This window comes from Streptomyces spinosisporus (genome assembly GCF_022698145.1).
GTDB lineage: Bacteria > Actinomycetota > Actinomycetes > Streptomycetales > Streptomycetaceae > Streptomyces > Streptomyces spinosisporus.
In genome coordinates, this window is sequence record NZ_JALDAX010000003.1 from 71,369 (window position 1) to 96,967 (window position 25,599).

Consider the following 25,599-nt stretch of genomic DNA (forward strand, 5'->3'; position numbering starts at 1 on the left):
CTCTACCGCCGGACGGCGCTCGGTGGCAGGCTGCCGTCCATGGGGGCGTTGAGGCGCATTTGGCGGCGGCCGCGGGGACGGCGGGTGGCGGCTGTGGCCCTGTTCGCGGCGGTGGCCGTCGGCGGAGCCGTGGCCTGTGATCCGGCCGGGCTCAGCTCCGCGTCGGTGGCGTACACGACCGACGAGACCGCGACCGCGGAACTGGAGCGGCAGCACGTCGACGTGCAGTGGCTCAGCTGCACCGCCAACTACGGCGACAACCAGGCCTCGAACCAGGCGCCCTCGGCGAGCGAGACCACCATCGCCAACGTCGACTGCCAGGGGCAGACCAAGGACGGCAAAGACATCACCGTCACCGGCAAGGTCACCCGGGCCGTCGACGGTTCCTGTGTGCGCGGTGACCTGACCGCGAAGGTCGGCGGCAAGACCTGGTTCCATGTGACCGGGCTCGGCAACTGCAACGCGACGCCGTCGCCCATCGTCAACAACCCCTCGAACGGCGGGCAGCCGGGCGGCACCGCCACCGTGACGGTCACCAGGACCATCTGGTGCAAGGGCGATCCGCAGTGCTGGCCGGTGGAGGGCAAGTGAGGGAGGGCAAGCGATCGGCGCTCTGGCTGACGGCTGTGCCCTTGCCTAAGGTGACCGGGTGACCGAACCTGCCTCGACGGCATCAGCAGCCTCCTCCGCTTATCTCCGTTTCCCGCATGTGCACGGCGAGTTGGTGGCCTTCGCCGCCGAGGACGACATCTGGCTCGCACCCCTCGACGGCGGCCGGGCCTGGCGGGTCAGCGCCGAGAACGTGGCGGTCTCCGCGCCCCGCATCTCGCCCGACGGCACGACCGTCGCCTGGACCTCCACCCGGGACGGCGCCCCCGAGGTGCACGTCGCCCCGGTCGACGGCGGCCCCGCCAGGCGGCTCACGCACTGGGGCAGCCTGCGCACCCAGGTCCGCGGCTGGACCCCCGACGGGCAGGTCCTGGCGATCACCACCTACGGCCAGCCCAGTCTGCGCCGCACCTGGGCGCACGCCGTCCCGCTGGACGCGGGACCGTCGACGCAACTGCCGTACGGGCCCGTCGGCGGTGTCGCGTACGGTCCCGCGACCGTGCTGCTGTCCGCGCCGATGGGCCGCGAGGCCGCCTGGTGGAAGCGGTACCGGGGCGGTACCGCCGGGAAGCTGTGGATCGACCGCGACGGCGACGGCGAGTTCGTACGGCTGCACGAGGACCTGGACGGGAACACCGAGTTCCCGGTGTGGGCGGGGGAGCGCATCGCCTTCCTCAGCGACCACGAAGGCACCGGAGCGGTGTACTCCTCGCTCGCCGACGGCTCCGACCTGCGCCGGCACACTCCGCTCGACGGCTTCTACGCCCGGCACGCCGCCGGGGACGGCACCCGGGTCGTCTACGCGTTCGCCGGTGAACTGTGGCTCCTCGACGACCTGGACGGGTCCGAGCCGCGCCGCCTCGACATCCGGCTCGGCGGGCAGCGCGCCGACCGGCAGACCTTCCACCTGGACGCCTCCCGCTGGTTCGGCTCCGCCGCACCCGACCACACCGCGCGCGGCAGCGCCGTCGCCGTCCGCGGCGCCGTGCACTGGGTCACCCACCGCTCGGGCCCTGCCCGCGCGCTCGCCGCCACCCCCGGCGTACGGGCCCGGCTGCCGCGCACCTTCCGTGCCGAGGGCGAGGAGTGGGTGGTGTGGGTGACGGACGCGGAGGGCGACGACGCCCTGGAGTTCGCGCCCGCCACCGGTCTCGCCCCCGGCGCCACCCCGCGCCGGCTCGCGGCCGGACAGCTCGGCCGGGTCCTCGGCCTCGCCATGGCGCCCGACGGCAGCCGTGCCGCGGTCGCCGCGCACGACGGCCGGGTGCTGCTCGTCGAGCGGGAGACCGGCGAGGTCCGCGAGGTCGACCGCAGTGCCGACGGCGACGTCTCAGGGCTGGTCTTCTCGCCCGACTCGGCCTGGCTCGCCTGGTCCCACCCGGGCCCCCGCCCGCTGCGCCAGCTCCGCCTCGCCAACACCACCGACCTCTCCGTCACCGAGGCGACCCCGCTCCGCTTCCAGGACTACGCCCCCGCCTTCACCCTGGACGGCAAGCACCTCGTCTTCCTGTCCAACCGCTCCTTCGACCCGGTCTACGACGAGCACGTCTTCGACCTGGCCTTCGTGGTCGGCGACCGCCCGCATCTGATCACGCTGGCCGCGACGACGCCCTCGCCGTTCGGGCCGCAGCGGCACGGCCGCCCCTTCGAGGCGCCCGACAAGGACGAGACCCCGGACAGCGAGGGCACCCCGGTCACCCGGATCGACCTGGAGGGCCTCGCCGACCGGATCGTGCCCTTCCCGGTGGAGGCCGCCCGCTACTCCAACCTGCGCGCGGCCAAGGACGGCGTGCTGTGGCTGCGCCATCCGGTGCAGGGCGTCCTCGGCTCCTCCCGGGCCACCCCGGACGACCCCGACCCCAGGACCGAGCTGGAGCGCTACGACCTCGCCCAGCAGCGTCTGGAGCATCTCGCCGCCGACGCCGACCACTTCGCGGTCAGCGGCGACGGCAAGCGCTGCCTGCTGTGGACGGACGGCCGGCTGAAGGTCGTGCCCAGCGACCGGCGGGCCTCGAACGACGACGACAGCGACAGCAACATCACCGTCGACCTCTCCCGCATCCGCCAGACCGTCGACCCGTCGGCCGAGTGGCGGCAGATGTACGAGGAGACGGGCCGCATCATGCGGGACCACTTCTGGCGGGCCGACATGAGCGGTGTCGACTGGCCGGGCGTCCTCACCCGCTACCGGCCCGTGCTGGAACGGGTCGCCACCCACGACGACCTCGTCGACCTGCTGTGGGAGGTACAGGGCGAGCTCGGCACCTCCCACGCCTATGTCGTCCCGCGCGGCGGGCACCGCCACGGGCCCCGGCAGGGGCTGCTGGGCGCCGACATCTCCCGTCACGCGGACGGCAGTTGGCGCATCGACCGCATCCTGCCGACCGAGACCTCCGACCCGGCCGCCCGCTCCCCGCTGGCCGCACCCGGCGTCGCCATACGGGCCGGCGACGCCATCGTGGCCGTCGGCGGCGTCCCGGTGGACCCGGTCACCGGGCCCGGCCCGCTGCTCGTCGGCACGGCCGGCAAGCCCGTCGAGCTGACCGTCTCCCCGGCCGGCGGCGGCGAGGCACGGCACGCCGTCGTGATCCCCACGGCCGACGAGGAACCCCTGCGCTACCACGCGTGGGTCGCCGACCGGCGCGCCCACGTCCACGAGCGCTCCGGCGGCCGCCTCGGCTACCTCCACGTCCCCGACATGCAGGCCCCCGGCTGGGCCCAGATCCACCGCGACCTGCGCGTCGAGGTGGCCCGTGAGGGCCTGGTCGTCGACGTCCGCGAGAACCGCGGCGGCCACACCTCCCAGCTCGTGGTGGAGAAGCTGGCCCGCCGCATCGTCGGCTGGGCGGTGCCCCGCGGGATGCGCCCCTACAGCTATCCGCAGGACGCGCCGCGCGGCCCGGTCGTCGCCGTCGCCAACGAGTTCTCCGGCTCCGACGGCGACATCGTCAACGCGGCCATCAAGGCCCTGGGCATCGGCCCGGTGGTCGGCACCCGGACCTGGGGCGGGGTGATCGGCATCGACCACCGCTACCGGCTGGTCGACGGCACGGGCATCACCCAGCCCAAGTACGCGTTCTGGCTGGAGGGTTACGAGTGGGGCGTGGAGAACCACGGCGTCGATCCGGACGTGGAGGTGATCCAGCGCCCCCAGGATCACGCGGCGGGCCGGGACGTCCAGCTGGACGAGGCGGTCCGGATCGCCCTCGCGGCCCTGGAGGAGAACCCCGCCAGGACGCCGCCGGGCCTGGACTGAGGCCCGCGCGGCAGGCGCTGGATACGATGCCCCCGTACTCGATCAGCCGGCTTGAGGAGAGCACATGCCAGGGGAGCCGCAGGACGACTGCCTGTTCTGCAAGATCGTCGAAGGTCATGTCCCGGCGACGATCGTCCGGGAAACGGAGACCACCGTCGCCTTCCGCGACATCAACCCCCAGGCACCCACGCACGTCCTGGTGATCCCCAGGGCGCACTACGAGAACGCCGCGGCGCTCGCCGCGGCCGAGCCGGACCTCGCGGCGGACGTGCTGCGCGAGGCGAAGGCGGTCGCAGACGAGGACAAGCTGGACAGCTACCGCGTCGTCTTCAACACCGGCCCCGGCGCCGGCCAGACCGTCTTCCACGTCCACGCGCACGTCCTCGGTGGCCGCGGCCTGCAGTGGCCCCCCGGGTAACAGGCCGTGTCCGTACGTGAATTGGTGGTCCTCGGCACGGCCAGCCAGGTCCCGACCCGGCATCGCAACCACAACGGCTATCTGCTGCGCTGGGACGGCGAGGGCCTGCTCTTCGACCCCGGCGAGGGCACGCAGCGCCAGATGCTGCGTGCCGGGGTCGCCGCGCACGACCTGAACCGGATCTGCGTCACGCACTTCCACGGGGACCACTCCCTGGGGCTCGCGGGTGTCGTCCAGCGCATCAACCTCGACCGGGTGCCGCACGAGATCACCGCGCACTACCCGCGCTCAGGGCAGCACTTCTTCGACCGCCTGCGGTACGCCACCGCCTACCGCGAGACGGTCGCGCTCACCGAGGCGCCGGTCGACACGGACGGCACCCTGGCCGCCACGGGCTCGTACACGCTCGAAGCCCGCAGGCTCTCCCACCCGGTCGAGTCCTACGGCTACCGGCTGATCGAGCCCGACGGCCGCCGTATGCTCCCCGAGCGGCTGGCCGCGCACGGCATCAAGGGGCCGGACGTGGGGCGGCTGCAGCGGGAGGGGTCGTTCGACGGCGTCCCGCTCGCGGACGTCAGCGAGGTCCGCCGCGGCCAGCGGTTCGCGTTCGTCATGGACACCCGGCTGTGCGACGGGGTGCACGCGCTCGCCGAGGGCTGCGACCTGCTCGTCATCGAGTCGACCTTCCTCGACGAGGACACCGACCTCGCGACCGAGCACGGCCACCTGACCGCCGGGCAGGCGGCGGCGGTCGCGCGCGAGGCGGGCGTACGGCATCTGGTGCTCACGCACTTCAGCCAGCGGTACGGCGAGCCCGACGAGTTCGAGCGGCAGGCGCGGGCCGCGGGCTTCGAGGGGGAGCTGACCGTGGCGCACGATCTGCTGCGGGTACCGGTTCCGAAACGCCGGTAAAACACCCGTACGATACTTCGATGCCCCTCCCCAAAGCTGAACTGCACCTCCACATCGAAGGCACCCTGGAGCCGGAGCTGGCCTTCGCGCTGGCCGCGCGCAACGGCGTCGAGCTGCCGTACGCGGACACCGACGAGCTGCGCAAGGCGTACGACTTCGCGGACCTGCAGTCCTTTCTGAACCTGTACTACGAGCTCATGGCCGTCCTGCGCACCGAGCGGGACTTCGAGGACCTCGCGAACGCCTACCTCGCCCGCGCGGCCGCGCAGGGCGTGCGGCACGCGGAGATCTTCTTCGACCCGCAGGCACACATCGCGCGGGGCGTCGCGATGGGCACGGTCGTCGAGGGGCTGTGGCGGGCGCTGGGCAGCAGCGAGGAGCACCACGGCGTCTCGACGCGGCTGATCCTCTGCTTCCTGCGGGACGAGTCCGCCGAGTCGGCGCTCAGGACCCTGGAGGCCGCGAAGCCGTATCTGGACCGGATCACCGCCGTTGGTCTCGACTCGGCCGAGGTGGGGCATCCGCCGGCGAAGTTCCGCGAGGTGTACGAGGCCGCGGCGGCGCTCGGCCTGCGGCGCGTGGCGCACGCCGGGGAGGAGGGGCCGCCGGAGTACATCACCGAGGCCCTGGACGTCCTCGGCATCGAGCGCGTCGACCACGGGCTGCGCTGCATGGAGGACCCGGCCCTGGTCGAGCGCCTGGTCCGCGACCGCATCCCGCTGACCCTCTGCCCCCTGTCCAACGTCCGCCTCCGCACCGTCGACACCCTCGCCGACCACCCCCTCCCCACCATGCTCGACGCCGGCCTCCTCTGCACGATCAACTCCGACGACCCGGCCTACTTCGGCGGGTACGCCGGGGACAACTTCGACGCGGTGCGCTCAACGCTCGGCCTGAGCGAGGACCGCCTGCGCGAACTGGCCCGCAACTCCTTCGTCGCCTCCTTCCTGGAGGACGACGAGGAGCGACGGGCCCGGTATCTCGCGGAGGTGGAGGCGTACGAGTTCTAAGCAGCGGCTTGTACTTCTGGGCTGCGGCTTTTACGCGGCTGTCGTGTCGTAGGGGCTCGCCGCGGGTGTCTCGACCGGGATCTCGACGACCGGGAGGGGGTTTCTGGTCACGCGCAGTGCTACTGCCGTCATCGGGATTGCGATCACGAGGAGGCCGGTGGCCAGGACTGTGCCCATGGTCGCGAACCCGGTCCGGGCCGCGAGTACGCTGCCGGCGAGGGGGCCCGCTGCCGTGCCCAGTGAGGACGCCGAGCCGACCAGTACCGCCCAGCGGCCGCGGGTGTCGAGGGAGGCGGCCAGGCCGATCACGTACGACAGCACGACCGGGTAGAGCAGGTTCCAGGCGATCTCGCCGGTCGCGAAGGACGTGAGGTCGGTCGCGGACGCGCTGAGGACGATGCAGCCGGCGATGACGCCGGTGCCGGCACCCACCGGGACGGCCCGCCCGAACCGCGGCCCGACCGCGCCCGCGACCGTCAGACCCAGCAGTCCGGCGCCGAGAGCAACCGCGAAGACCGCGCCGACGGTCGCCTCCGACAGATGCGCCTGGGCCAGCCCGATCCGGCTGCTGACGCCCCACAGGGAGTTCTGCGCGAGCGACCAGCACAGCAGGGCGAGGGCGAGGACGAGTCCGGAGCGGAAGTGGGGCAGGCGGGGGCCGTCCAGTGCGGACCGCTGGGTGGCCGTACGCAGCGGGAGGCGGCCGGTGAGCGGCCAGACGGCGAGCGCGGTGAGGGCGATCGCCGCGAGGGGCTGGCCGTGGCCCGCCCCGAGGTGCGGCACCGTCAGATAGACGGCGCCCGCGAGCGCGGAGACGCCGAGCAGGCCGATCGTGGTCGTGCGGTGCGGATCGGGCTGGGCCGCGATCCCGGTGGCGGCCACGGTCGTCGCCGTACCGGAGCCGAATCCGCCGACCAGCGCGCCGAGGACGACGGCCGGGACGGCGTGGGTCAGGGCGGCGGTGCCGTAGCCGAGCGCGGCGAGCGTGAGCCCGATGCGGGCCAGGGTCCGTGCCCCGAACCGTTCGACCCGCGAGGCCAGCAGAAAGCCGGCCGCCGCGGAACTCAGCAGCAGCGCACTGCCGACGGCACCCGCCTGGGTGGCGGTCAGGGGCAGCCCCGAATCCAGTCGGCCCACGGTGGTGGGCAGCAGATAGGGGGCGAGGTACCCGGCCCCGAAAAGGGCGACGAGGGGCCAGGGGGTGGTGCGAGGGGCGAACACGGGCGTTCCCAGGGCATGCGAAAGAACCGGCACAGGAAAGGGGGTGGGCGCAGGCCGTCGACGGACAGGAACGCGCGAGCAAGTTGTATCAAGCACGCGGTTTCCCGAAGAAGTCCGCAGGGTGTGATGTGGCACACGTTCTGTTTGGGGCTGGAGAGATGGGGTAGCTGAGACCGCCCCTGCGCGTGGACCGGCGCCCGACTCGCGACGAAATGCCCGCTAACGCCAGTGCGCCGACCCCGCCGCCCCGGGCGCCGTCGACTCGATCTTCAGGCGGATCGCCCGCATGGTCGCGACGATGTGCTCCTCGTGCTCCGGCGTCAGCCGGGCCACCGGCACCGAGCAGCTGATCGCGTCCTGCGCTGGAGTCTCGTAGCGCAGGGCGAAGCCGAAGCCGACGATGCCGAGGACGCCCTCCTCGCGGTCGACGGAGTAGCCGCGCGCGCGGATCTCGGCGAGGTCCGCGCAGAGGGACTCCCTGCTGGTGTGCGTGTGAGGGGTCATCGCCTCGTACGGCCCCTCGGGCAGCTCCGTGTCGGCCCGCTCGGCCAGCAACGCCTTGCCCAGCGCCCCGACATGGGCCGGCAGCCGCCGCCCCACCCGGCTGATCGTCCGCAGATACTCGTGCGACTCCCGGGTCGCCAGATACGCCACGTCCCGGCCGTCCAGCCGCCCCAGGTGGATCGTCTCGCCCAGCGCGTCGGAGGCCTCGTCGAGATACGGCCGCGCGATGCGCACGCGCGGGTCGGAGTCCAGATAGCTGGTGCCGGTGAGCAGGGCGTGGATGCCGATGCCGTACAGCGAACCGGTGATGTCCGTGCGCACCCAGCCCCGGCTGATCAGCGTCTGCAGCAGCGCGTACATCGAGCTGCGCGGCACACCCAGCTCGTCCGCCAGCTCCTGCAGCCGCGCCGGCCGGTCGCCGCGCGCCGCGAGCAGTTCCAGCAGTTCGACCGTCCGTGCGGCCGACTTCACCTCGCGGACGCCGCCTTCTGTCTCCGACATGGCCCGATCGTAATCGTGACGCCCCGCCCCATTGACGCCCACGGTTCGTGTATCTAACCTCCATCTTCATACGTGGATGACGTCTACATAGGGAGATGGCGAGGGTGAGCCTCCACACCGGCACGGTCCGGCGGCTGCGGGACGGCATGGCGAAGGGCGTGCTGTCGTTCCCGCTCACGAGCTTCCACGACGACGGCTCGCTCGACCCGGAGGGCTTCCGCGCCCATGTCGCGGCCCAGCTCGCCACCGCGCCCGGCGCCCTCTTCCCCGCCTGCGGCACCGGCGAGTTCTTCTCGCTCGACGAGGACGAGTACCGGCAGGTCGTCACCATCGCCGTCGAAGAAGCGGGCGGGCGCGTGCCCGTCGTCGCCGGCACCGGCTACGGCTGGGCACAGGCCGCACGGTTCGCGCACATCGCCGAGGAGGCCGGCGCCGACGCGCTCCTCGTCCTGCCGCACTATCTGACCGCCGCCCCGCAGGACGGCCTGGTCGCCCAGCTGGAGCAGATCGCCGCCCGCACCCGGCTGCCGCTCATCGCCTACCAGCGCGGCCAAGTCGCCTACACCACCCAGTCGTTGCGGCGCATCGCCGCCATCCCGAACGTCATCGGCCTCAAGGACGGCCACAGCGACCTCGACCGCCTCCAGCGCCTGACCCTCGCCGCCCCCGACGGCTTCCTGTTCTTCAACGGCGCCTCCACCGCCGAGATCCAGGCCCGCGCCTACGGCACCGTCGGCGTCCCCGCCTACTCCTCCGCCGTCCACGCCTTCGCCCCCGAGATCGCCGACGCCTTCTTCACGGCACTGCACAAGGAGGACGCGGCCACGATCGAGACACTGCTGCGCGACTTCTACGTCCCGCTCGTCGAACTCCGCGACCGCGTACCGGGATACGCCGTGTCGCTGGTGAAGGCGGCGGCCCGGCTGCGCGGCCGCCCCGTCGGCCCCGTGCGCGCCCCGCTCACCGACCCCTCGGCCGCCGACCTGGCCGACCTCAAGACCCTCCTGACCACCGGACTCGACCTCGTGGGAGCCTCCCTGTGAACCTCACCATCACCGACGTACGGCTGACGCCGATCCTGGTCGCCGACCCGCCGCTGCTCAACACCCAGGGCGTGCACCAGCCGTACACCCCGCGGCTGATCGTGGAGGTGGTGACCGCCGACGGGATCACCGGTGTGGGCGAGACCTACGGCGACACCAAGTACCTGGAACTGGCACGGCCGTTCGCAAGCAAGCTGATCGGTCGTCAGGTCAGCGACCTGAACGGCCTGTTCACCGTGGCCGACGAGGTCGCCGTGGACGACGCCCGGGTCTCCGGACAGGTCGACGTCGGCGGACTGCGCGGCGTCCAGACCGCCGACAAGCTGCGGCTGTCCGTCGTCTCCGGCTTCGAGGTCGCCTGCCTCGACGCCCTCGGCAAGGCGCTCGGCCTGCCCGTGCACGCGCTGCTCGGCGGCAAGCTGCGCGACGCCGTCGAGTACAGCGCCTACCTGTTCTACAAGTGGGCGGACCACCCCGAGGGCGTGGCCTGCGAGAAGGACGACTGGGGCGCCGCCGTCGACCCGGCCGGGGTCGTCGAGCAGGCCCGGCTGTTCACCGAGCGGTACGGCTTCACCTCGTTCAAGCTCAAGGGCGGAGTCTTCCCGCCCGACGAGGAGATCGCCGCGGTCCGCGCACTGGCCGAGGCGTTCCCCGGACATCCGCTGCGCCTCGACCCCAACGGCGCCTGGTCCGTCGCCACTTCGCTGAAGGTGGCCCGCGAACTGGGCGACGTCCTCGAATACCTGGAGGACCCGGCGCTCGGCACCCCCGCGATGGCCGAGGTGGCCGCCGCCACGGGCGTACCGCTCGCCACCAACATGTGCGTGACGACCTTCGCCGAGATCGAGGAGGCGTTCACCAAGGGCGCCGTCCAGGTCGTCCTGTCCGACCACCACTACTGGGGCGGCCTGCGCAACACCCAGCAGCTCGCCGCCGTCTGCCGCACCTTCGGCGTCGGGGTGTCCATGCACTCCAACACCCATCTGGGGATCAGCCTCGCCGCGATGACCCATGTCGCGTCCACCGTCCCGAACCTGCATCACGCCTGCGACTCCCATTACCCGTGGCAGTCGGAGGACGTGCTGAGCGACCGCCTGACCTTCGTAGGCGGCAAGGTCACCGTCTCCGACGCGCCGGGCCTCGGCGTCGAACTCGACCGCGACAAGGTGCGGTTGCTGCACCAGCGGTGGCTCGACGACGACGGCACGCTGCGCGAACGCGACGACGCGGCGGCGATGCGCGTCGCGGACCCCTCGTGGGTCACCCCGGCCGTCCCTCGCTGGTGACGTCGGTTGTCCCTCGCCAGTGATTCCGGCCTGGTGATTCCGGCCTGGTGACGCAGGCCGTCAACTCCCCTTCCCCTGCCCACGATCGGAGCCGCTCGTGTCAGCAGCAGTCCCCGAACTCCACCCGCCGGCGGTCGAGTCCGCCATCCGCAAGATCTTCCGCCGTGTGGTCCCGCTGTTCTTCGTGATGTTCGTCGCGAACTACATGGACCGCGTCAACCTCGGCTTCGCGCAGGACGAACTCCGCGCCGACGTGGGCCTGTCCGCCGCCGCGTTCGGACTCGGCGCAGGCATCTTCTTCATCGCGTACGCCCTCTTCGAAGTCCCCTCCAACATGCTGATGGAGCGCTTCGGGCCCAAGGTCTGGCTCACCCGGATCATGATCAGCTGGGGTGTGGTGGCGACGGCGATGGCCTTCGTGAACAGCCCCGGCATGTTCTACACCCTGCGCTTCCTGCTCGGCGTAGCGGAGGCGGGCTTCTTCCCGGCCGTCATCTACTACTTCTCGCGCTGGCTGCCCGACTCCCACCGCGGCCGGGCCACCTCCATCTTCCTCATGGGGTCCGGCACGGCGACGGTGATCGTGGGCCCGATCTCCGGCGCCCTGCTCGAAATGCACGGCGTCTGGGGCCACTCGGGCTGGCAGTGGATGTTCTTCGTCGAGGGCGTCGTCTCGGTCGTCCTCGGGTTCGTCGTCTTCCGCTTCCTCGACTCGGGTGTCCAGGAGGCGCGCTGGCTGACCGACGAGGAGAAGCGGGAACTGGTCGCGGTCATCGACGCCGAGCAGACGGTCCGCGACGAGCAGCGCGGCACCGGCACGCACGTCTCCCGCTGGAAATTGCTCGCCGACCCGCAGATGCTGCTCTTCCTGTGGATCTACTTCGCGATCAACGTCGCCCTGTACGCGGTGACGTTCTGGCTGCCGTCGATCGTGGACGACATCGGCGGGCTGAGCGACTTCCAGGTCGGCCTGCTGACGGCGGTCCCGTGGCTGTGCGCGATCCTCGCGGTGTACGTCGCCGGGCGGATCTCGGACCGCATCGGCAAGCGCCGCCCGGTCCTTGTCGCCCTGCTCGTCCTCGGCGGCTGCGGCACCCTGCTCGCGGTGTTCGTCTCGCCCTGGGTGAGCCTCGGCGCCCTGTGCCTGGCCGCCATGGGCTTCAAGCCGGCCTCGCCGATCTTCTGGACGATCCCGCAGAGCTACCTGGACGCGAGGGCCGCCGCACCGGGCATCGCCCTGATCAACTCCATCGGCAACCTGGGCGGCTTCGTCGCCCCCACGGCGTTCGGGATCATCGAGGACACCACGGGCTCCACGAAGGCCGGCCTGGTGGGCCTGACCGTCGTCGGCTTCCTCGCCGCACTCAGCGTGCTCCTGGTCCGCGGCGGCGGCCGCAACGACCGGATCCGCACCCGCCCGGCCCCCGCCCCGGCCGCCGCACCCCGCAAGCCGGCACCGGGCGCGGCCCGCAGTACCCGTACGGCTCCCACGGCACATCCCGGAGCCGCGACCGCGTGACGCCCCGGTGTCAGTGACGTGGTGCACACTGGCCTGATCCGCACCATGTCAGGGAGCGCACCGTGATCACGCCCACCGGGAAGGGACCGTCGCCCATCACCGAAGGACCGCAGTGCCAGGCCGAGGTCGACCCCCTGGCCGTGCTGCGCGCTCCCGACGACCCGCCCTGGGACGTGTATCTGACCGGCACCGTCTTCCTCGACATCATCTTCACCGGGCTCGACTCCGCCCCGGTGCGCGGGACCGAGTCCTGGGCGCGCGGGATGGGGTCGAGCCCCGGCGGCGTCGCCAACATGGCCACGGCCCTGGCCCGCCTCGGCCTGAAGACGTCCCTGGCGGCCGCCTTCGGCGACGACCACTACGGCGAGTACTGCTGGGACGCGCTGGAGCAGGGCGAGCACATCGACCTCTCCACCTCCCGCACCGTCCCCGGCTGGCACTCCCCGGTCACCGTCTCCATGGCCTACGAGGGCGAGCGCACGATGGTCTCCCACGGCCACGAACCGCCCGTCGAGGTCGTCCTCGACCCCTCCGGCACCCCCGGCGGCACCCCCCGCGCCCGTGCCGCCGTCGCCTCCCTCACGCCCGGCAGATCCGCCCCCTGGATCGCCCGGGCGGCAGAGCGCGGCACCCGCGTCTTCGCCGACGTCGGCTGGGACGACACCGACACCTGGGACCTCGCGGGCCTGCCCGACCTCCAGCACTGCGAGGCCTTCCTGCCGAACGCGGAGGAGGCGATGCGCTACACCGGCGCCACCTGCCCCCGCGCCGCCGCCCACGCCCTGACCGAACACGTCCCGCTCGCGGTCGTCACCCTCGGCGCCGAGGGGGCGTACGCGGTGGACCGCCGCACCGGCGAGACCGCCGAGGTCCCCGCCATCGCCGTGGAGGCCCTGGACCCGACCGGCGCCGGGGACGTCTTCGTGGCCGGCTTCGTCACCGGCACCCTCGCGGGCTGGCCGCTCGCCGACCGCCTCGCCTTCGCGGGCCTCACGGCCGCCCTGTCGGTGCAGGAGTTCGGCGGCTCCCTCTCCGCCCCTGGCTGGTCCGAGATCGGCGCCTGGTGGCGCGAGGTGCAGTCGGTGCGCGGCCAGGACCCGGCCGCCCTGCGCCGGTACGCCTTCCTCCAGGCGCTGGTGCCCGAGGAGGAGGCCCGCCCCTGGCCGCTGCGGCGGGCGGTGCCGACGATCGGTTTCCGGTCCGCGTGAGGGCGCGGACCGGACGCGGCGCTGTGAAACACAGGGCACCGAAAAGCCCTACGGCGTTGTCACTGCCCCGGCGTACCCTGGAAATCGCCAGGCAGCCCGAGCGGCGAGCGTGCCGTAACGAGGAGGACGAGCAAGGCCTACGAGCCGGCCCATGACTCAGACACCCACAGCTCACACCCCCGCGCAGGGGAAGGCGAGAGCAGAGTTCACCGTCCCCGCCCAGCACCCCATGGTCACCGTTCTGGGGTCCGGCGACTCCCTTCTGCGCGTGATCGAGAAGGCCTTCCCGGCGGCCGACATCCACGTCCGGGGCAATGAGATCAGCGCGGTCGGCGACCCGAAGGACGTCGCCCTCATTTCGCGCGTGTTCGACGAGATGATGCTGGTGCTCCGCACCGGGCAGCCGATGACGGAGGACGCAGTGGAACGCTCGATCGCCATGCTGAAGGCGAGCGAGAACGGGACGAGCGACGGCCAGGAGACCCCGGCCGAGGTACTGACGCAGAACATCCTGTCCTCCCGCGGCCGCACGATCCGCCCCAAGACCCTCAACCAGAAGCGGTACGTCGACGCGATCGACAAGCACACGGTCGTCTTCGGCATCGGCCCCGCCGGCACCGGCAAGACCTACCTCGCCATGGCCAAGGCGGTACAGGCCCTGCAGTCCAAGCAGGTCAACCGCATCATCCTGACCCGCCCGGCGGTAGAGGCCGGAGAACGCCTCGGCTTCCTCCCCGGCACCCTCTACGAAAAGATCGACCCCTACCTGCGCCCGCTCTACGACGCCCTGCACGACATGCTCGACCCGGACTCGATCCCGCGCCTGATGGCGGCGGGGACGATCGAGGTGGCGCCGCTGGCGTACATGCGTGGTCGCGCGCAACCGGTCTTCACCAACGTTCTGACGCCGGAGGGCTGGCGCCCCATCGGTGATCTAGTGGTCGGCGACCTTGTCATCGGTTCGAATGGTGAGCCGACGCCGGTCCTCGGCGTGTATCCACAGGGCGAGAAGGACATCTACCGCGTCACCGCCCAGGACGGTTCCTGGACCCTGGCCTGCGGCGAGCACCTGTGGACCGTCAGGACGCGCGACGACAAGCGCCGTGACAAGCCGTGGCGGGTGCTGGAGACCCAGGAGATGATCGGCAACCTGCGGGCGGCGCATGCCCGCCGCTATGAGTTGCCGATGCTGACGTCGCCGGTGTGCTTCCCCGAGCGTGACGTACCCATGGACGCGTACGCGCTGGGGTTGCTGCTGGGCGACGGCTGCCTCACGGGCTCCACCACGCCGAGCTTCGCGACGGAGGATCCGGAGCTGGCCGAGGCGCTGGAGGCGGCTCTGCCCGGTGTCGTGGTGCGGCACAAGGGCGGACCGGACTACGTACTCAACCGGGTCAAGTCCCCCGGCGATGTGATCACTCTGGAGAATCCCGTCACGCGGGTACTGCGTGAGCTGGATCTGCTGCGTACCCGCTCGCACTCCAAGTTCGTCCCGGACGACTACCTGTACAACTCCGCGGAGGTACGGCTGGCCGTCCTCCAGGGTCTGCTCGACTCCGACGGCGGACCGGTCACGCAGCGGGACCGCACCTGCCGGGTCCAGTTCTCGACCGCGTCGATCCTGCTGCGTGACGACGTCATCGCGCTGGTCCGGTCGCTCGGTGGCGTCGCCTACACGCGCCGCCGTCCTGCCGAGGGCCGCAAGCAGGGGACGGCTTTGGCGGCTCACCGCTACGACAGCCATGTCGTCGACATCCGCCTGCCCGAGGGCATCGAGCCGTTCCGCCTCGCCCGCAAGCGAGACAAGTACCACGCGGCCGGGGGCGGCGGACGCCCGATGCGGTTCATCGACTCGATCGAGCCGGCGGGCCGGGAGGAGACCGTCTGCATCCAGGTGGCGGCCGAGGACTCGCTGTACGTCACGCAGGACTACCTGCTGACGCACAACACCCTCAACGACGCCTTCATCATCCTCGACGAGGCCCAGAACACGAGTCCCGAGCAGATGAAGATGTTCCTGACCCGGCTCGGCTTCGACTCGAAGATAGTGATCACCGGTGACGTGACGCAGGTCGACCTGCCCAGCGGCACCAAGTCGGGTCTGCGGCAGGTGCAGGACATCCTGGAGGGACTGGACGACGTCCACTTCTCCCGGTTGTCGTCGCAGGATGTCGTCCGGCACAAGCTGGTCGGCCGTATCGTCGACGCGTACGAGAAGTACGACAGCCAGCACGGTACGGAGAACGGCACCCACAAGGGCGGCCGCACCAAACGGAAGTAGACACCCCAGCACCATGTCGATCGACGTCAACAACGAGTCCGGAACCGAGGTCGACGAGCAGGCGATCCTCGACATCGCCCGCTACGCCCTCGCGCGGATGCGCATCCACCCGCTCTCCGAGCTCTCGGTGATCGTCGTGGACGCCGATGCCATGGAGCAGCTGCATGTGCAGTGGATGGACCTGCCGGGGCCGACGGACGTCATGTCCTTCCCGATGGACGAGCTGCGTCCGCCGTCGAAGGACGAGGAGGAGCCGCCGCAGGGCCTCCTCGGTGACATCGTGCTGTGCCCCGAGGTCGCCAAGAAGCAGGGCGAAGAGGCGCCGACGCAGCACTCCATGGACGAGGAGCTCCAGCTCCTGACCGTCCACGGGGTGCTGCATCTCCTCGGATACGACCACGAGGAGCCCGACGAGAAGGCCGAGATGTTCGGTCTGCAGGCGGCCATCGTGGACGGCTGGCGCGCGGAGAAGGGCCTGACCGGCCCGTCCCCGGCCCCGACCGTCTCATGAGTGCGCAGATCGTCGCCGGCGCGATCGCGCTGGTCGTCGTCGCCTGGCTCGCCGCCTGCGCGGAGGCGGGCCTCGCACGCGTCTCCAGCTTCCGGGCCGAGGAGTCGGTGCGCTCCGGGCGGCGTGGCAGCGCCAAGCTCGCCCAGGTCGCGGCCGACCCGACCCGCTATCTGAACGTCGCGCTGCTGGTCCGCGTCGCCTGCGAGATGGCGGCAGCGGCCCTGGTGACGTACGCCTGTCTGCAGGAGTTCCCGGGCACCACCCGCGCCCTGCTGGTCGCGATCGGCGTCATGGTCCTGGTGTCGTACGTCGCCGTCGGTGTCTCCCCGCGGACCATCGGCCGCCAGCACCCGCTGAACACGGCGACCGCCGCGGCCTACGTCCTGCTGCCGCTGGCCAGGATCATGGGCCCGATCCCCAACCTGCTGATCCTGATCGGCAACGCGCTCACCCCCGGCAAGGGCTTCCGCCGCGGCCCGTTCGCGTCCGAGGCGGAGCTGCGCGCGCTGGTGGACCTCGCGGAGAAGGAGTCCCTGATCGAGGACGAGGAGCGCCGCATGGTGCACTCCGTCTTCGAACTGGGCGACACCCTCGTGCGGGAGGTCATGGTCCCGCGCACCGACCTGGTCGTCATCGAGCGCTACAAGACGATCCGTCAGGCCCTCACCCTCGCGCTGCGCTCGGGCTTCTCGCGCATACCGGTCACCGGTGAGAGCGAGGACGACATCGTCGGGATCGTGTATCTGAAGGACCTGGCCCGCAAGACGCACATCAGCCGCGACGCCGAGTCCGAACTCGTCTCCACCGCCATGCGCCCGGCCGCGTTCGTGCCCGACACCAAGAACGCCGGCGACCTGCTGCGCGAGATGCAGCAGGAGCGCAACCACGTCGCCGTCGTCATCGACGAGTACGGCGGCACGGCCGGCATCGTCACCATCGAGGACATCCTCGAGGAGATCGTCGGCGAGATCACCGACGAGTACGACCGCGAACTGCCGCCCGTGGAGGACCTGGGCGACGACCGCTACCGCGTCACCGCCCGCCTCGACATCACCGACCTCGGCGAGCTGTACGGCCTCGACGAGTTCGACGACGAGGACGTGGAGACCGTCGGCGGACTGCTCGCCAAGGCCCTCGGCCGCGTGCCCATCGCCGAGGCCTCCTCCGTCGTCGAGCTCCCCGACGGCCGCGAATTGCGCCTGACCGCCGAGGCCGCGGCCGGCCGCCGCAACAAGATCGTCACCGTGCTCGTGGAGCCGATCGAGCCGGTGGACCCGCCCGCGGAGGAGGCGAAGGACGAGTGACCCCGCAGGAACTGCGCGCGTTCTGCCTGTCCTTCAACGCCGCGGTGGAGGACTTCCCGTTCAACCCCGACACCTCCGTCTTCAAGGTGCTGGGCAAGCTCTTCGCGCTGACCAACCTCGGCGCGCGGCCCCTGACCGTCAACCTCAAGTGCGACCCGGAGGACGCGGTCCGGCTGCGCGCCGACCACCCCGGCCTGATCATCCCCGGCTACCACATGAACAAGCGGCACTGGAACACCGTCACGGTCGACGGCGCACTCCCGGACCGGCTGGTCCGGGAGCTCGTCGAGGACTCGTACGACCTGGTGGTGGCCGGTCTACCGCGCGCCGAGCGGCTCCGCCTCGACCGCCCCTGAGCGCACCCGCAGTCCCACGGCGACCAGGGCGGCCGCGGCCAGCACGACCGCCGCGTCGACCGCCAGCGCCGTGTGGACGCCGGTCAGCAGGTCGTCCGAGGTCGTGGCCAGGACGCCGAGGAGCGGGATGCCGACGGTGAGGCCGACCTGCTGGGTCGAGGTGACCAGGCCGGTGGCCAGGCCCTGTTCCTCGTCCGGGACGCCGGAGGTGACGGTCAGGCCGTAGGAGATGATCGCGCCCAGGTGGCACATGCTGGACAGGGAGACGGCGCTCACGGCGAGCCAGACCGACCAGGTGTGGGCGTTCAGGCCGAGCAGGGCGGCGATCAGGGCGCCCTGGCCTGCGAGCGAGGCGACGAGGGTGCGGCGGGCCCCCAGGCGGCCGATGACCTTCGGGGCGTACGCCCCGGCGACCGCCGACAGCACGCCCTGCACGCCGAAGACCAGGCCCGTCTCGAAGGCCGACAGATCAAGGACCTCCTGCAGATACAGGGTCAGCACGAAGACGACCGTCGACATCATCGAGAAGGTGACCAGGCCGCCGAGGTTGCCCCACGCCACCGTGCGGCGGCGCAGCATCGGCAGCGAGACCAGCGGGGCGGCCGTACGGGACTCGACGGTGGCGAAGGCGGCGAGGAGGACGACGCCCGCCACGAGGGCGGTGACGACGTCCGGGCGGTCGAAGCCGTGGTCGGCGGCCGTCGACAGGGCGTAGATGAGGCAGAGCAGGCCCGCGGTGACGGTGACCGCGCCGGGGACGTCCAGGCGCGGGCGCTCCGGCGTGCGGGACTCCGGCAGCAGGGTGGGCGCCAGTGGCAGTACGAGCAGTGCGAAGAGCGTCAGCAGGGCCATCGTGGAGCGCCAGCCGAAGGCGTCGGTGAGGACGCCGCCCGCCACCATGCCGACCGTGAAGCCGAGCGAGAGCAGGGTGCCGGAGATGCCGAGGGCGCGGTCGCGGGCCGGGCCCTCCGGGAACGTCGTGGTCAGCAGGGACATGCCGGTCGGGACGATCGCCGCCGCGCCGAGGCCCTGCAGGGCGCGTCCGGTCAGGAACGACGCCGGGTCCCAGGCGATGGTCGCCAGCAGCGAGGCCGCGCCGAACAGTGCGAGCCCGGTCAGGAACAGTCTGCGGCGGCCGTAGAGGTCGCCGATCCTGCCGAACAGCAGCAGGAAGCCGCCGGAGGGCAGCGCGAACGCGGTGACCCCCCACTGCAGCGCGGACCGGTTCATGCCGAGGTCGGCGCCGAGGTCGGGCAGGGCGACGTTCAGGACGGAGAAGTCCAGGGCGACCATGAACTGGGCCGCGCACAGGACGAAGAGGACGAGCTTGTCGCGCGTCGACAGCCGGGGGGTGTCGAGCGGTCCGGTGGTGTCGTGTCGGGTGGTGTCGATCGCCATGGGCACGAGCCTGCGGGCGCCGGAATAGCGGTGGGGAGCGGCAGGTTGTGCTGGTGGTGGCACCACCAGGCACGGCGATGGGGGAGTGGGGCACGTGGCGGAGGTCGTCGAGACAGCGGCGGGCAAGGCGCACCGGCTGAAGGAGCTGCGCGAGTTCCTGATGAGCCGGCGGGCCCGGGTGTCCCCGGCCGAGGCGGGTCTGCCGGACGGCGGGGCCCGGCGGCGCACGCCCGGGCTGCGGCGCGAGGAGGTCGCCGTTCTCGCGGGCGTGGGTGCGTCCTGGTACCAGTGGCTGGAGCAGGGGCGTGACATCTCGGTCTCCCCGCAGGTGCTCGACTCGGTGGCGAGGGTGCTGAAACTGAGCGGTGCCGAGCGGCGGCATCTGTATCTGCTGGCGGGCCTGAACCCGCCCCCGCCGGAGGCCGAGCCCGACCGGCAGGACATGTACGAGGGGCTGCGGCGGCTGATCGACACCTGGATGCCGTATCCGGCGCACATCATGGACGCGTACTACAACTGCGTGCTCTACAACGACGCCGCCGCGGCGGTGCTGGGCATGCGGCCGGACATCACGCAGAACTGCGTGGTCGACTTCTTCACCGACCCCCTGTACCGCTCACGGTCCAAGAGCTGGGAGCGCAACGCGCGCACGGTCGTCGCGCAGTTCCGGGCGGCGAGTTCGGCGCGCCCCGACGACGAGGGCTTCCAGGCGCTGCTGGCCCAACTGACCGAGGCGAGCCCGGAGTTCGCGGCGATGTGGGCGGAGCGGGACATCGAGGACGCGGGGCAGATCCGCAAAGAGCTGGAGCATCCGCTGGTCGGGCTGCTGGTCGTGGAGTCCACGGCGATGCGGGTGCCCGCGCGGCCCGATCTGACGGTCGTGCTGCACACCCCGCTGGACGAGGCGAACACGGCGGCGAAGCTGGAGTGGCTGGCGTCCCCGGAGGGCCGGCGCGGGGCGATGTACCCCGTGGCCGGATGACGGCCGTGCCGGTACGTATGCTCGGATCATGACCGACAGCAGCGCGCTCGACCCCGAGGACCGCAAGATCGTCACCCTGGCCCGTTCGGCGCGGGCCCGCAACGGCGTGCCCGAGGGTGCGGCCGTACGGGACGACACCGGGCGTACGTATGTCGCCGCGACCGTCGGTCTTCCGTCACTGAAGCTGAGCGCGCTGCAGACGGCGGTGGCCATGGCGGTGGCCTCCGGAGCGACGTCGCTGGAGGCGGCGGCCGTGGTGACCGAGGCCGGGTCGGCCTCGGAGCAGGACCGTGCCGCGGTGGCGGACCTGGGCGGACCGGGGACCCCTGTGCTGGTGGCCGGGCCCGACGGGACGGTCAGGAGCACCGTGACCGCGGGTTGAAAACCGGCCGCTTCAGAGTCGTCCGGAATTCGTCCTTGCCGTTTCTTCATCACACGGGCATCAATGGAACCGGTAGTTCCGACGGTCCGTCAGATCCGCCCGTCCACCCCCCCCACCCGGCGTACCGCACCACGCCCGGCAGACGGCCCGTACGGATCTCTCCCCACCATCCCCACATGGCAGTTCCCAGCTTCGGGAAGGGAGCCGGATCCTCATGAGAGCCACACGTATCACCTCAGGTGCGGCCATGGCGTTGGGGGCCCTCGCGGCCGCCTCGCTCGCGTTCGCCCCCAGTGCGCTCGCGGTCACCCCGCAGTCGGCGACGCTCACCGCCGACTGCGGCAGCTTCGGTGGCGGAGACGCCACGCTCACGGCCACCCAGGACGGCACGTCGGCCACCATGACCCTCACGTCGTCGGCGGTCACCGCTCCGATCGCCCTGTCGGAGGACTCGATCGCCTCCACGCTGACCTTGGTCAAGGCGAGCGGTGGCACCACCGACTTCACCGGTACCAAGAACCCGGCGATGGCGGCCGGTGACCCCGTCACCGTCGGTCCGCTCAGCGGCACCGTGGCCTCCGGCGACAGCCTGGAAGCCTTCGGCGGCTCGCTGAAGATGACCGTCTTCGGCATCACCATCACCTGTACGGCGACCGGCCCTCAGTCGCCCGGACCGTTCGTGTTCGACTGAGCCGGCCGCCGAACCGGCACTGAACCGCCTTGCGTGGACCGTCAGTTCCCGAGCCCGTGGAGCTGACGGTCCGTCATGTCAGTTGCGTCGTCTCCATTGACTTCTCACGCGATCCCCACATCAATGCCCCCAGTGAGCGCACAAGAGAGGGGGCACACCCATGGGTACGACAACCCGAAGACGCCGCTTGGCCTCGCTGCTCGGCGCGACCGCGCTCGCGGTCTCCGCGGGTGCCGCACTGGCCTGTCCGGCCGGCGCCGCCACCGACGTGGACTTCCCCACGCACTGCATCCCGCCCGCCGTCGCCGGCATCCCGCCGATCGACGGCACCACCACCGCCAACGTCGCGGTGGACAACCACAGTCCGAAGGTCGGTGACACGGTCACCGTCACCTACACCGTCGTCAAGCCCGCCGCCAACAACCCCACCGCCATCGCCCTGCCGGCCGACATCATGACGCCCACCGGCAAGGTCACCCTCGGCGGTGCCCAGACCGGTGACGTCACGGTCGCCGGACCCAGGAAGAACGACCCGGTACCGGGCAACGGCGCCTTCCCGTCCTTCTCCATGACCGGCACCTTCACGGTCACCTCGCCCGGCGCGATCACCCTCTCGCCCGGCGACTACAACATCCACACCAGCTACATCCTCGAACTCGACACCCCGTGCACGGTGACGAATCCGCCCGCACCGGTCTCCGAGACCGTCACCGCGACCGACTCCAACCCCGCCAACAACCGGGCCATCTCGCTGAGTTCGGCCTCCGGGAACGCGGGCGACCCCGTCACCGTCAGCGGCAGCAACTTCACCGCGGGCGCGACCGTCACCCTCGCCGGACGCGCAGGGGACACCCAGACCGCGGACACCGCGACCGTCACCGCGGCCGCCGACGGCTCCTTCAGCGGCACGCTCGTCGTCAACGACACCACGACAACTGGTGTGGTGGCCTACGAGGGCAGTACGTGGAGCGCCGACAAGGGGGCGGGTCCCGCCGCCTACGTCGTCAACGACACCACGCCCGTCCCGGACGGCAGCCAGAAGCTGACGACCACGGTGAAGGCCGGCACGCTGTCCATGTCCCAGGCCGGTGACTCCGTCGCCCTGTCGGCGGTCGACTTCGGCAAGGGCGGGGCCTCGACCGGCGCCCTGAACTCCGTCACCGTCAAGGACTTCCGCGGCGGACCCGCGGGCTGGTCCCTCACCGGCAAGGTCACCGACTTCACCGGTCCCGGCGCCAAAATCGACGCCGGGAAACTGAGCTGGAGCCCCGCCTGCGCCACCAAGGCGGGCAGCCCGAGCACCTGCCAGGCCGGTTCCGCGGGCACCGTGGGCAGTTCGGGCGCGACCCTGGCGTCCACCCCCAACGGCACGCTCGCCGGCGGTGAGTTCACCGCGGACGCAGGCCTCTCCCTGGACGTACCGGCGTTCACGCCTCCGGGCGCGTACTCCGGCGTCCTCACCCTCACGCTGTCCTGACCGCGCGGGCGCCCGCACCCGCCCGTCCAACCTCTCGCCGTGGGGGGTCCGCACCCATGCGCAAGCTGTACGTCCTCGTCCTGGGCCTGCTGCTCGCCGCCCTCGCCGCACCCGCGCACGCCGCCGACAACGGCAGCTGGTCCGTCTACCCGGCCGCGACCCAGATCGCCGCGCGCCCCTACTTCTACCTCTCCGCCGACCCCGGAACGACCGTCCGGGACAAGGTGGTCGTCGCCAACAAGACCGGCGCCCCGCTGACCTTCCGGCTGTACGCCGCGGACGCCTACAACACCGTGCGGGACGGCGGATTCGCCGTGAAGACCGTGCACGAGAAGCAGCGCGGCGTCGGCGCCTGGGCGAAGCCCGCGAAGACGCGCGTGACGGTCCCCCCGCACGGCAAAGTCACCGTGCCCTTCACGTTGAAGGTCCCCGAGGGGGCCGAACCGGGCGACCACCCGGGCGCCCTGGTGGCGCTCGACGAACACATCGACCAGGGCGACGGCTCACTCGCACTGGGTGTCCAGCGGGCCGTCGCAGCCCGCCTCTACCTCCGCGTCGGCGGCCCGACCCTGCCCGCGATCGCCGTCGAGAACGTGCATGTCGCCCATCACCAGCCCCTCGTCCCCGGCCTCGGCGACAGCACGGCGACGATCTCCTACACCCTGCACAACACCGGCAACGTCACCCTCAACCCGAAGGTGGAGCTGCGCGCCGAGGGCCTGTTCGGCCGTACGCTGCTCGCCCGCGACCTCACCCGCATCCCCGCCGAACTGCTGCCCGGACAGCGCGTGAAACTCACCGAGCCCTGGCGGGGGGCGCCCCAACTCGACTGGGGAGACGTGACGTTGACGGCGAGCGCGCAGCACACCCGCGAGTCGGCGAGCGCGTCGTTCTTCTCGCTGCCGTGGGTGGTGGCGCTGGTACTGCTCGTGGTGGTGGTCGTGGGCGTCGCGCTCCACCTCAGAGCGCGTCGGGACCGCGCTCGCCCGTCCGTACCCGTACGACCGTCTCGACCGGCAGTGCCCACACCTTCCCGTCCCCGATCTTCCCCGTCTGCGCGGCCTTGACGATCGCGTCGATCACGGCCTCCGCCACCTCGTCCCCGACGACCACCTCGATGCGGACCTTCGGGACCAGGTCGACCTGGTACTCGGCGCCGCGGTACACCTCGGTGTGGCCGCGCTGGCGGCCGTACCCGCTGGCCTCGGTCACGGTCAGGCCCTGCACACCGAGTTCCTGGAGGGCGGTCTTCACCTCGTCGAGGCGGTAGGGCTTGACGATCGCGGTGATGAGCTTCATGCCTGGCTCTGGACCTTCTGGGTGGAGGAGAGGACGGAGGACGAGACCGGAGCACCATGGCCCAGGACGCCGTGATCGTATGCCGTCTCGGCGTGCACCGTAAGGTCCAGGCCGGTGTGCTCGTGCTCCTCGTCGGCCCGGAAGCCCATCACCTTGTCGATCAGCTTGGCGAGGCCGAACGTGACGAGGAAGGCGTACGCGGCCACGGCCACCACGGCGACCAGCTGCTTGCCGAGCTGCGCGAGCCCGCCGCCGTAGAGGAGGCCCTCCGCGGAGCCCGTCATCGCCTTCTCCGCGAACACGCCGATCAGCAGCGTGCCGATGACGCCGCCGACCAGGTGGACACCGACGACGTCGAGCGAGTCGTCGTAATTGAGCTTGAACTTCCAGCCCACGGCGTACGAGCAGACGACACCGGCGGCGAGCCCCACGACCAGGGCGCCGAGCAGGGAGACCGTCCCGCAGGACGGGGTGATGGCGACCAGGCCCGCGACCGCGCCGGAGGCCGCGCCCAGGGTGGTGGGGTGGCCGTCGCGCTTCTGCTCGACGAAGAGCCAGCCCAGCAGGCCGGTGCAGCCGGCGGCGAGGGTGTTGAGGAAGGCGGCCGCGGCGAGACCGTTCGCGCCCAGGGCCGAGCCCGCGTTGAAGCCGAACCAGCCGAACCAGAGCAGACCGGCGCCCAGCACCACCATCGGCAGGTTGTGCGGGCGCATCGCGTCCTTCTTGAAGCCGAGCCGCGGGCCGAGCACCAGGCAGAGCGCCAGTCCGGAGGCGCCGGAGGTGATCTCGACGGGCAGGCCGCCGGCGAAGTCGAGGGCGCCGAGGTGGGCCATGATCCAGCCGCCCGGGCCCCACACCCAGTGCGCGACGGGAACGTATACGAGCAGCGCCCAGACCGGCACGAAGACCAGCCAGGCGGCGAACTTCGCCCGGTCCGCGATCGCCCCGCTGACCAGGGCCGCCGTGATGATCGCGAAGGTCAGCTGGAAGGTGGCGAAGAGCAGGGTGGGCACGGTGCCGTGCAGGCTGTCCGGGCCGAGACCGGCCATCCCGGCCTGCTTCAGGCCGCCGATCAGCCCGCCGCCGACGTCGTCGCCGAAGGCGAGCGAGTAGCCGGCGGCCAGCCACACCACGGTGACCAGGGCGATCGACACGAAGCTCATCATCAGCATGTTGAGGACGCTCTTCGTGCGGACCATGCCGCCGTAGAAGAGGGCCAGGCCCGGTGTCATCAGCAGGACCAGGGCGGTGGCGGCGAGCAGCCAGGCGGTGTCACCGGTGTCTGCATGCGGGGCGGCGAAGGTCACGGGCGTCTCCATCGGGGTGGGGGCTCGTCAGAGCGTCACCGGCCCGCGTTTCCGGTTGCGCACGGGTGTGTTTCCGCGGTGTTTCGTTGCGTGGAGGTTTCCCGGATCTCACAGGGTGGACGGT

23 protein-coding genes are annotated in these 25,599 nt (G+C 71.6%); 18 read left to right on the plus strand and 5 right to left on the minus strand.

What is annotated here, in order from left to right; translation table 11 throughout:
* Nucleotides 1-39: 39 nt before the first annotated feature.
* The 5 genes from MQN93_RS08550 to MQN93_RS08570 all read left to right on the plus strand — a co-directional run bounded on the left by MQN93_RS08550 (nucleotide 40) and on the right by MQN93_RS08570 (nucleotide 6,205).
* Nucleotides 40-591: a hypothetical protein gene (locus MQN93_RS08550; RefSeq protein ID WP_242708983.1), complete on the plus strand. Its 552-nt coding sequence runs from the start codon at nucleotides 40-42 to the stop codon at nucleotides 589-591.
* 58 nt (nucleotides 592-649) lie between these two features.
* A complete protein-coding gene (locus MQN93_RS08555) occupies nucleotides 650-3,865 on the plus strand; it encodes a S41 family peptidase (RefSeq protein WP_242708984.1) in 3,216 nt (1,071 codons plus the stop codon).
* Nucleotides 3,866-3,929: 64 nt separating this feature from the next.
* Entirely contained in the window at nucleotides 3,930-4,283 is a 354-nt protein-coding gene (locus MQN93_RS08560; RefSeq protein ID WP_016435311.1) for a histidine triad nucleotide-binding protein, read from the plus strand.
* Between the two features lie 6 nt (nucleotides 4,284-4,289).
* Nucleotides 4,290-5,195 carry a ribonuclease Z gene (locus MQN93_RS08565; protein WP_037782440.1) on the plus strand — a complete coding sequence of 302 codons (906 nt, stop codon included), beginning with the start codon at nucleotides 4,290-4,292 and terminating at the stop codon, nucleotides 5,193-5,195.
* A gap of 20 nt (nucleotides 5,196-5,215) precedes the next feature.
* Nucleotides 5,216-6,205, plus strand: coding sequence for an adenosine deaminase (locus MQN93_RS08570; protein WP_016435313.1), 990 nt, complete (start codon nucleotides 5,216-5,218; stop codon nucleotides 6,203-6,205).
* A 30-nt stretch (nucleotides 6,206-6,235) separates the two neighbouring features.
* On the opposite strand, the gene MQN93_RS08575 is transcribed toward MQN93_RS08570, so the two are convergent.
* Together MQN93_RS08575 and MQN93_RS08580 are read right to left on the minus strand one after the other, a co-directional pair.
* Nucleotides 6,236-7,426 (minus strand): MFS transporter, encoded by a 1,191-nt coding sequence (locus MQN93_RS08575; RefSeq protein WP_016435314.1) that lies wholly within the window; start codon nucleotides 7,424-7,426, stop codon nucleotides 6,236-6,238.
* A gap of 219 nt (nucleotides 7,427-7,645) precedes the next feature.
* Entirely contained in the window at nucleotides 7,646-8,431 is a 786-nt protein-coding gene (locus MQN93_RS08580) for an IclR family transcriptional regulator (RefSeq protein ID WP_242708985.1), read from the minus strand.
* A 95-nt stretch (nucleotides 8,432-8,526) separates the two neighbouring features.
* Here MQN93_RS08580 and MQN93_RS08585 point away from each other — a divergent pair, with 95 nt between their 5' ends.
* The 8 genes from MQN93_RS08585 (at nucleotide 8,527) to MQN93_RS08620 (ending at nucleotide 17,939) form a co-directional block, all read left to right on the plus strand.
* Nucleotides 8,527-9,474: a 5-dehydro-4-deoxyglucarate dehydratase gene (locus tag MQN93_RS08585; RefSeq protein WP_242708986.1), complete on the plus strand. Its 948-nt coding sequence runs from the start codon at nucleotides 8,527-8,529 to the stop codon at nucleotides 9,472-9,474.
* Entirely contained in the window at nucleotides 9,471-10,760 is a 1,290-nt protein-coding gene (locus MQN93_RS08590; RefSeq protein WP_016435317.1) for a glucarate dehydratase family protein, read from the plus strand. Before MQN93_RS08585 ends, MQN93_RS08590 begins: the two co-directional genes overlap by 4 nt.
* A 97-nt stretch (nucleotides 10,761-10,857) precedes the next feature.
* Nucleotides 10,858-12,279, plus strand: coding sequence for an MFS transporter (locus tag MQN93_RS08595; RefSeq protein ID WP_242708987.1), 1,422 nt, complete (start codon nucleotides 10,858-10,860; stop codon nucleotides 12,277-12,279).
* 62 nt (nucleotides 12,280-12,341) lie between these two features.
* Nucleotides 12,342-13,487 carry a carbohydrate kinase family protein gene (locus MQN93_RS08600; protein WP_242708988.1) on the plus strand — a complete coding sequence of 382 codons (1,146 nt, stop codon included), beginning with the start codon at nucleotides 12,342-12,344 and terminating at the stop codon, nucleotides 13,485-13,487.
* Between the two features lie 151 nt (nucleotides 13,488-13,638).
* Nucleotides 13,639-15,768 (plus strand): PhoH family protein, encoded by a 2,130-nt coding sequence (locus tag MQN93_RS08605; protein WP_242708989.1) that lies wholly within the window; start codon nucleotides 13,639-13,641, stop codon nucleotides 15,766-15,768.
* 13 nt (nucleotides 15,769-15,781) lie between these two features.
* Nucleotides 15,782-16,279 (plus strand): rRNA maturation RNase YbeY, encoded by a 498-nt coding sequence (ybeY, locus tag MQN93_RS08610; RefSeq protein ID WP_016435321.1) that lies wholly within the window; start codon nucleotides 15,782-15,784, stop codon nucleotides 16,277-16,279.
* Nucleotides 16,276-17,583, plus strand: coding sequence for a hemolysin family protein (locus MQN93_RS08615; RefSeq protein WP_242708990.1), 1,308 nt, complete (start codon nucleotides 16,276-16,278; stop codon nucleotides 17,581-17,583). The genes ybeY and MQN93_RS08615 overlap by 4 nt, the downstream gene beginning before the upstream one ends.
* A complete protein-coding gene (locus MQN93_RS08620; RefSeq protein WP_242708991.1) occupies nucleotides 17,580-17,939 on the plus strand; it encodes an MmcQ/YjbR family DNA-binding protein in 360 nt (119 codons plus the stop codon). The genes MQN93_RS08615 and MQN93_RS08620 overlap by 4 nt, the downstream gene beginning before the upstream one ends.
* Here MQN93_RS08620 and MQN93_RS08625 read toward each other — a convergent pair.
* Entirely contained in the window at nucleotides 17,901-19,337 is a 1,437-nt protein-coding gene (locus MQN93_RS08625; protein ID WP_242708992.1) for an MFS transporter, read from the minus strand. The genes MQN93_RS08620 and MQN93_RS08625 overlap by 39 nt on opposite strands.
* A gap of 160 nt (nucleotides 19,338-19,497) precedes the next feature.
* Between MQN93_RS08625 and MQN93_RS08630 the strand changes: the two genes are divergently transcribed.
* From MQN93_RS08630 to MQN93_RS08650, 5 genes are all read left to right on the plus strand, one after another.
* On the plus strand, nucleotides 19,498-20,319 hold the full coding sequence (locus MQN93_RS08630; protein ID WP_078516685.1) for a helix-turn-helix transcriptional regulator: 822 nt from the start codon (nucleotides 19,498-19,500) through the stop codon (nucleotides 20,317-20,319).
* Between the two features lie 28 nt (nucleotides 20,320-20,347).
* Nucleotides 20,348-20,701 (plus strand): cytidine deaminase-like protein, encoded by a 354-nt coding sequence (locus MQN93_RS08635; protein WP_016435326.1) that lies wholly within the window; start codon nucleotides 20,348-20,350, stop codon nucleotides 20,699-20,701.
* Between the two features lie 214 nt (nucleotides 20,702-20,915).
* The gene (locus tag MQN93_RS08640; RefSeq protein ID WP_016435327.1) at nucleotides 20,916-21,392 is read left to right on the plus strand and encodes a hypothetical protein; all 477 of its coding nucleotides are present in this window, start codon (nucleotides 20,916-20,918) and stop codon (nucleotides 21,390-21,392) included.
* Nucleotides 21,393-21,552: 160 nt separating this feature from the next.
* Nucleotides 21,553-22,869 carry a WxL domain-containing protein gene (locus MQN93_RS08645; protein WP_242708993.1) on the plus strand — a complete coding sequence of 439 codons (1,317 nt, stop codon included), beginning with the start codon at nucleotides 21,553-21,555 and terminating at the stop codon, nucleotides 22,867-22,869.
* A gap of 56 nt (nucleotides 22,870-22,925) precedes the next feature.
* A complete protein-coding gene (locus MQN93_RS08650; protein WP_242708994.1) occupies nucleotides 22,926-23,936 on the plus strand; it encodes a WxL protein peptidoglycan domain-containing protein in 1,011 nt (336 codons plus the stop codon).
* Here the strand turns inward: MQN93_RS08650 and MQN93_RS08655 are convergent.
* Both MQN93_RS08655 and MQN93_RS08660 read right to left on the minus strand, forming a co-directional pair.
* Nucleotides 23,830-24,168: a P-II family nitrogen regulator gene (locus MQN93_RS08655; protein ID WP_016435330.1), complete on the minus strand. Its 339-nt coding sequence runs from the start codon at nucleotides 24,166-24,168 to the stop codon at nucleotides 23,830-23,832. The genes MQN93_RS08650 and MQN93_RS08655 overlap by 107 nt on opposite strands.
* Nucleotides 24,165-25,487, minus strand: coding sequence for an ammonium transporter (locus tag MQN93_RS08660; RefSeq protein WP_242708995.1), 1,323 nt, complete (start codon nucleotides 25,485-25,487; stop codon nucleotides 24,165-24,167). The genes MQN93_RS08655 and MQN93_RS08660 overlap by 4 nt, the downstream gene beginning before the upstream one ends.
* Nucleotides 25,488-25,599: the final 112 nt, after the last annotated feature.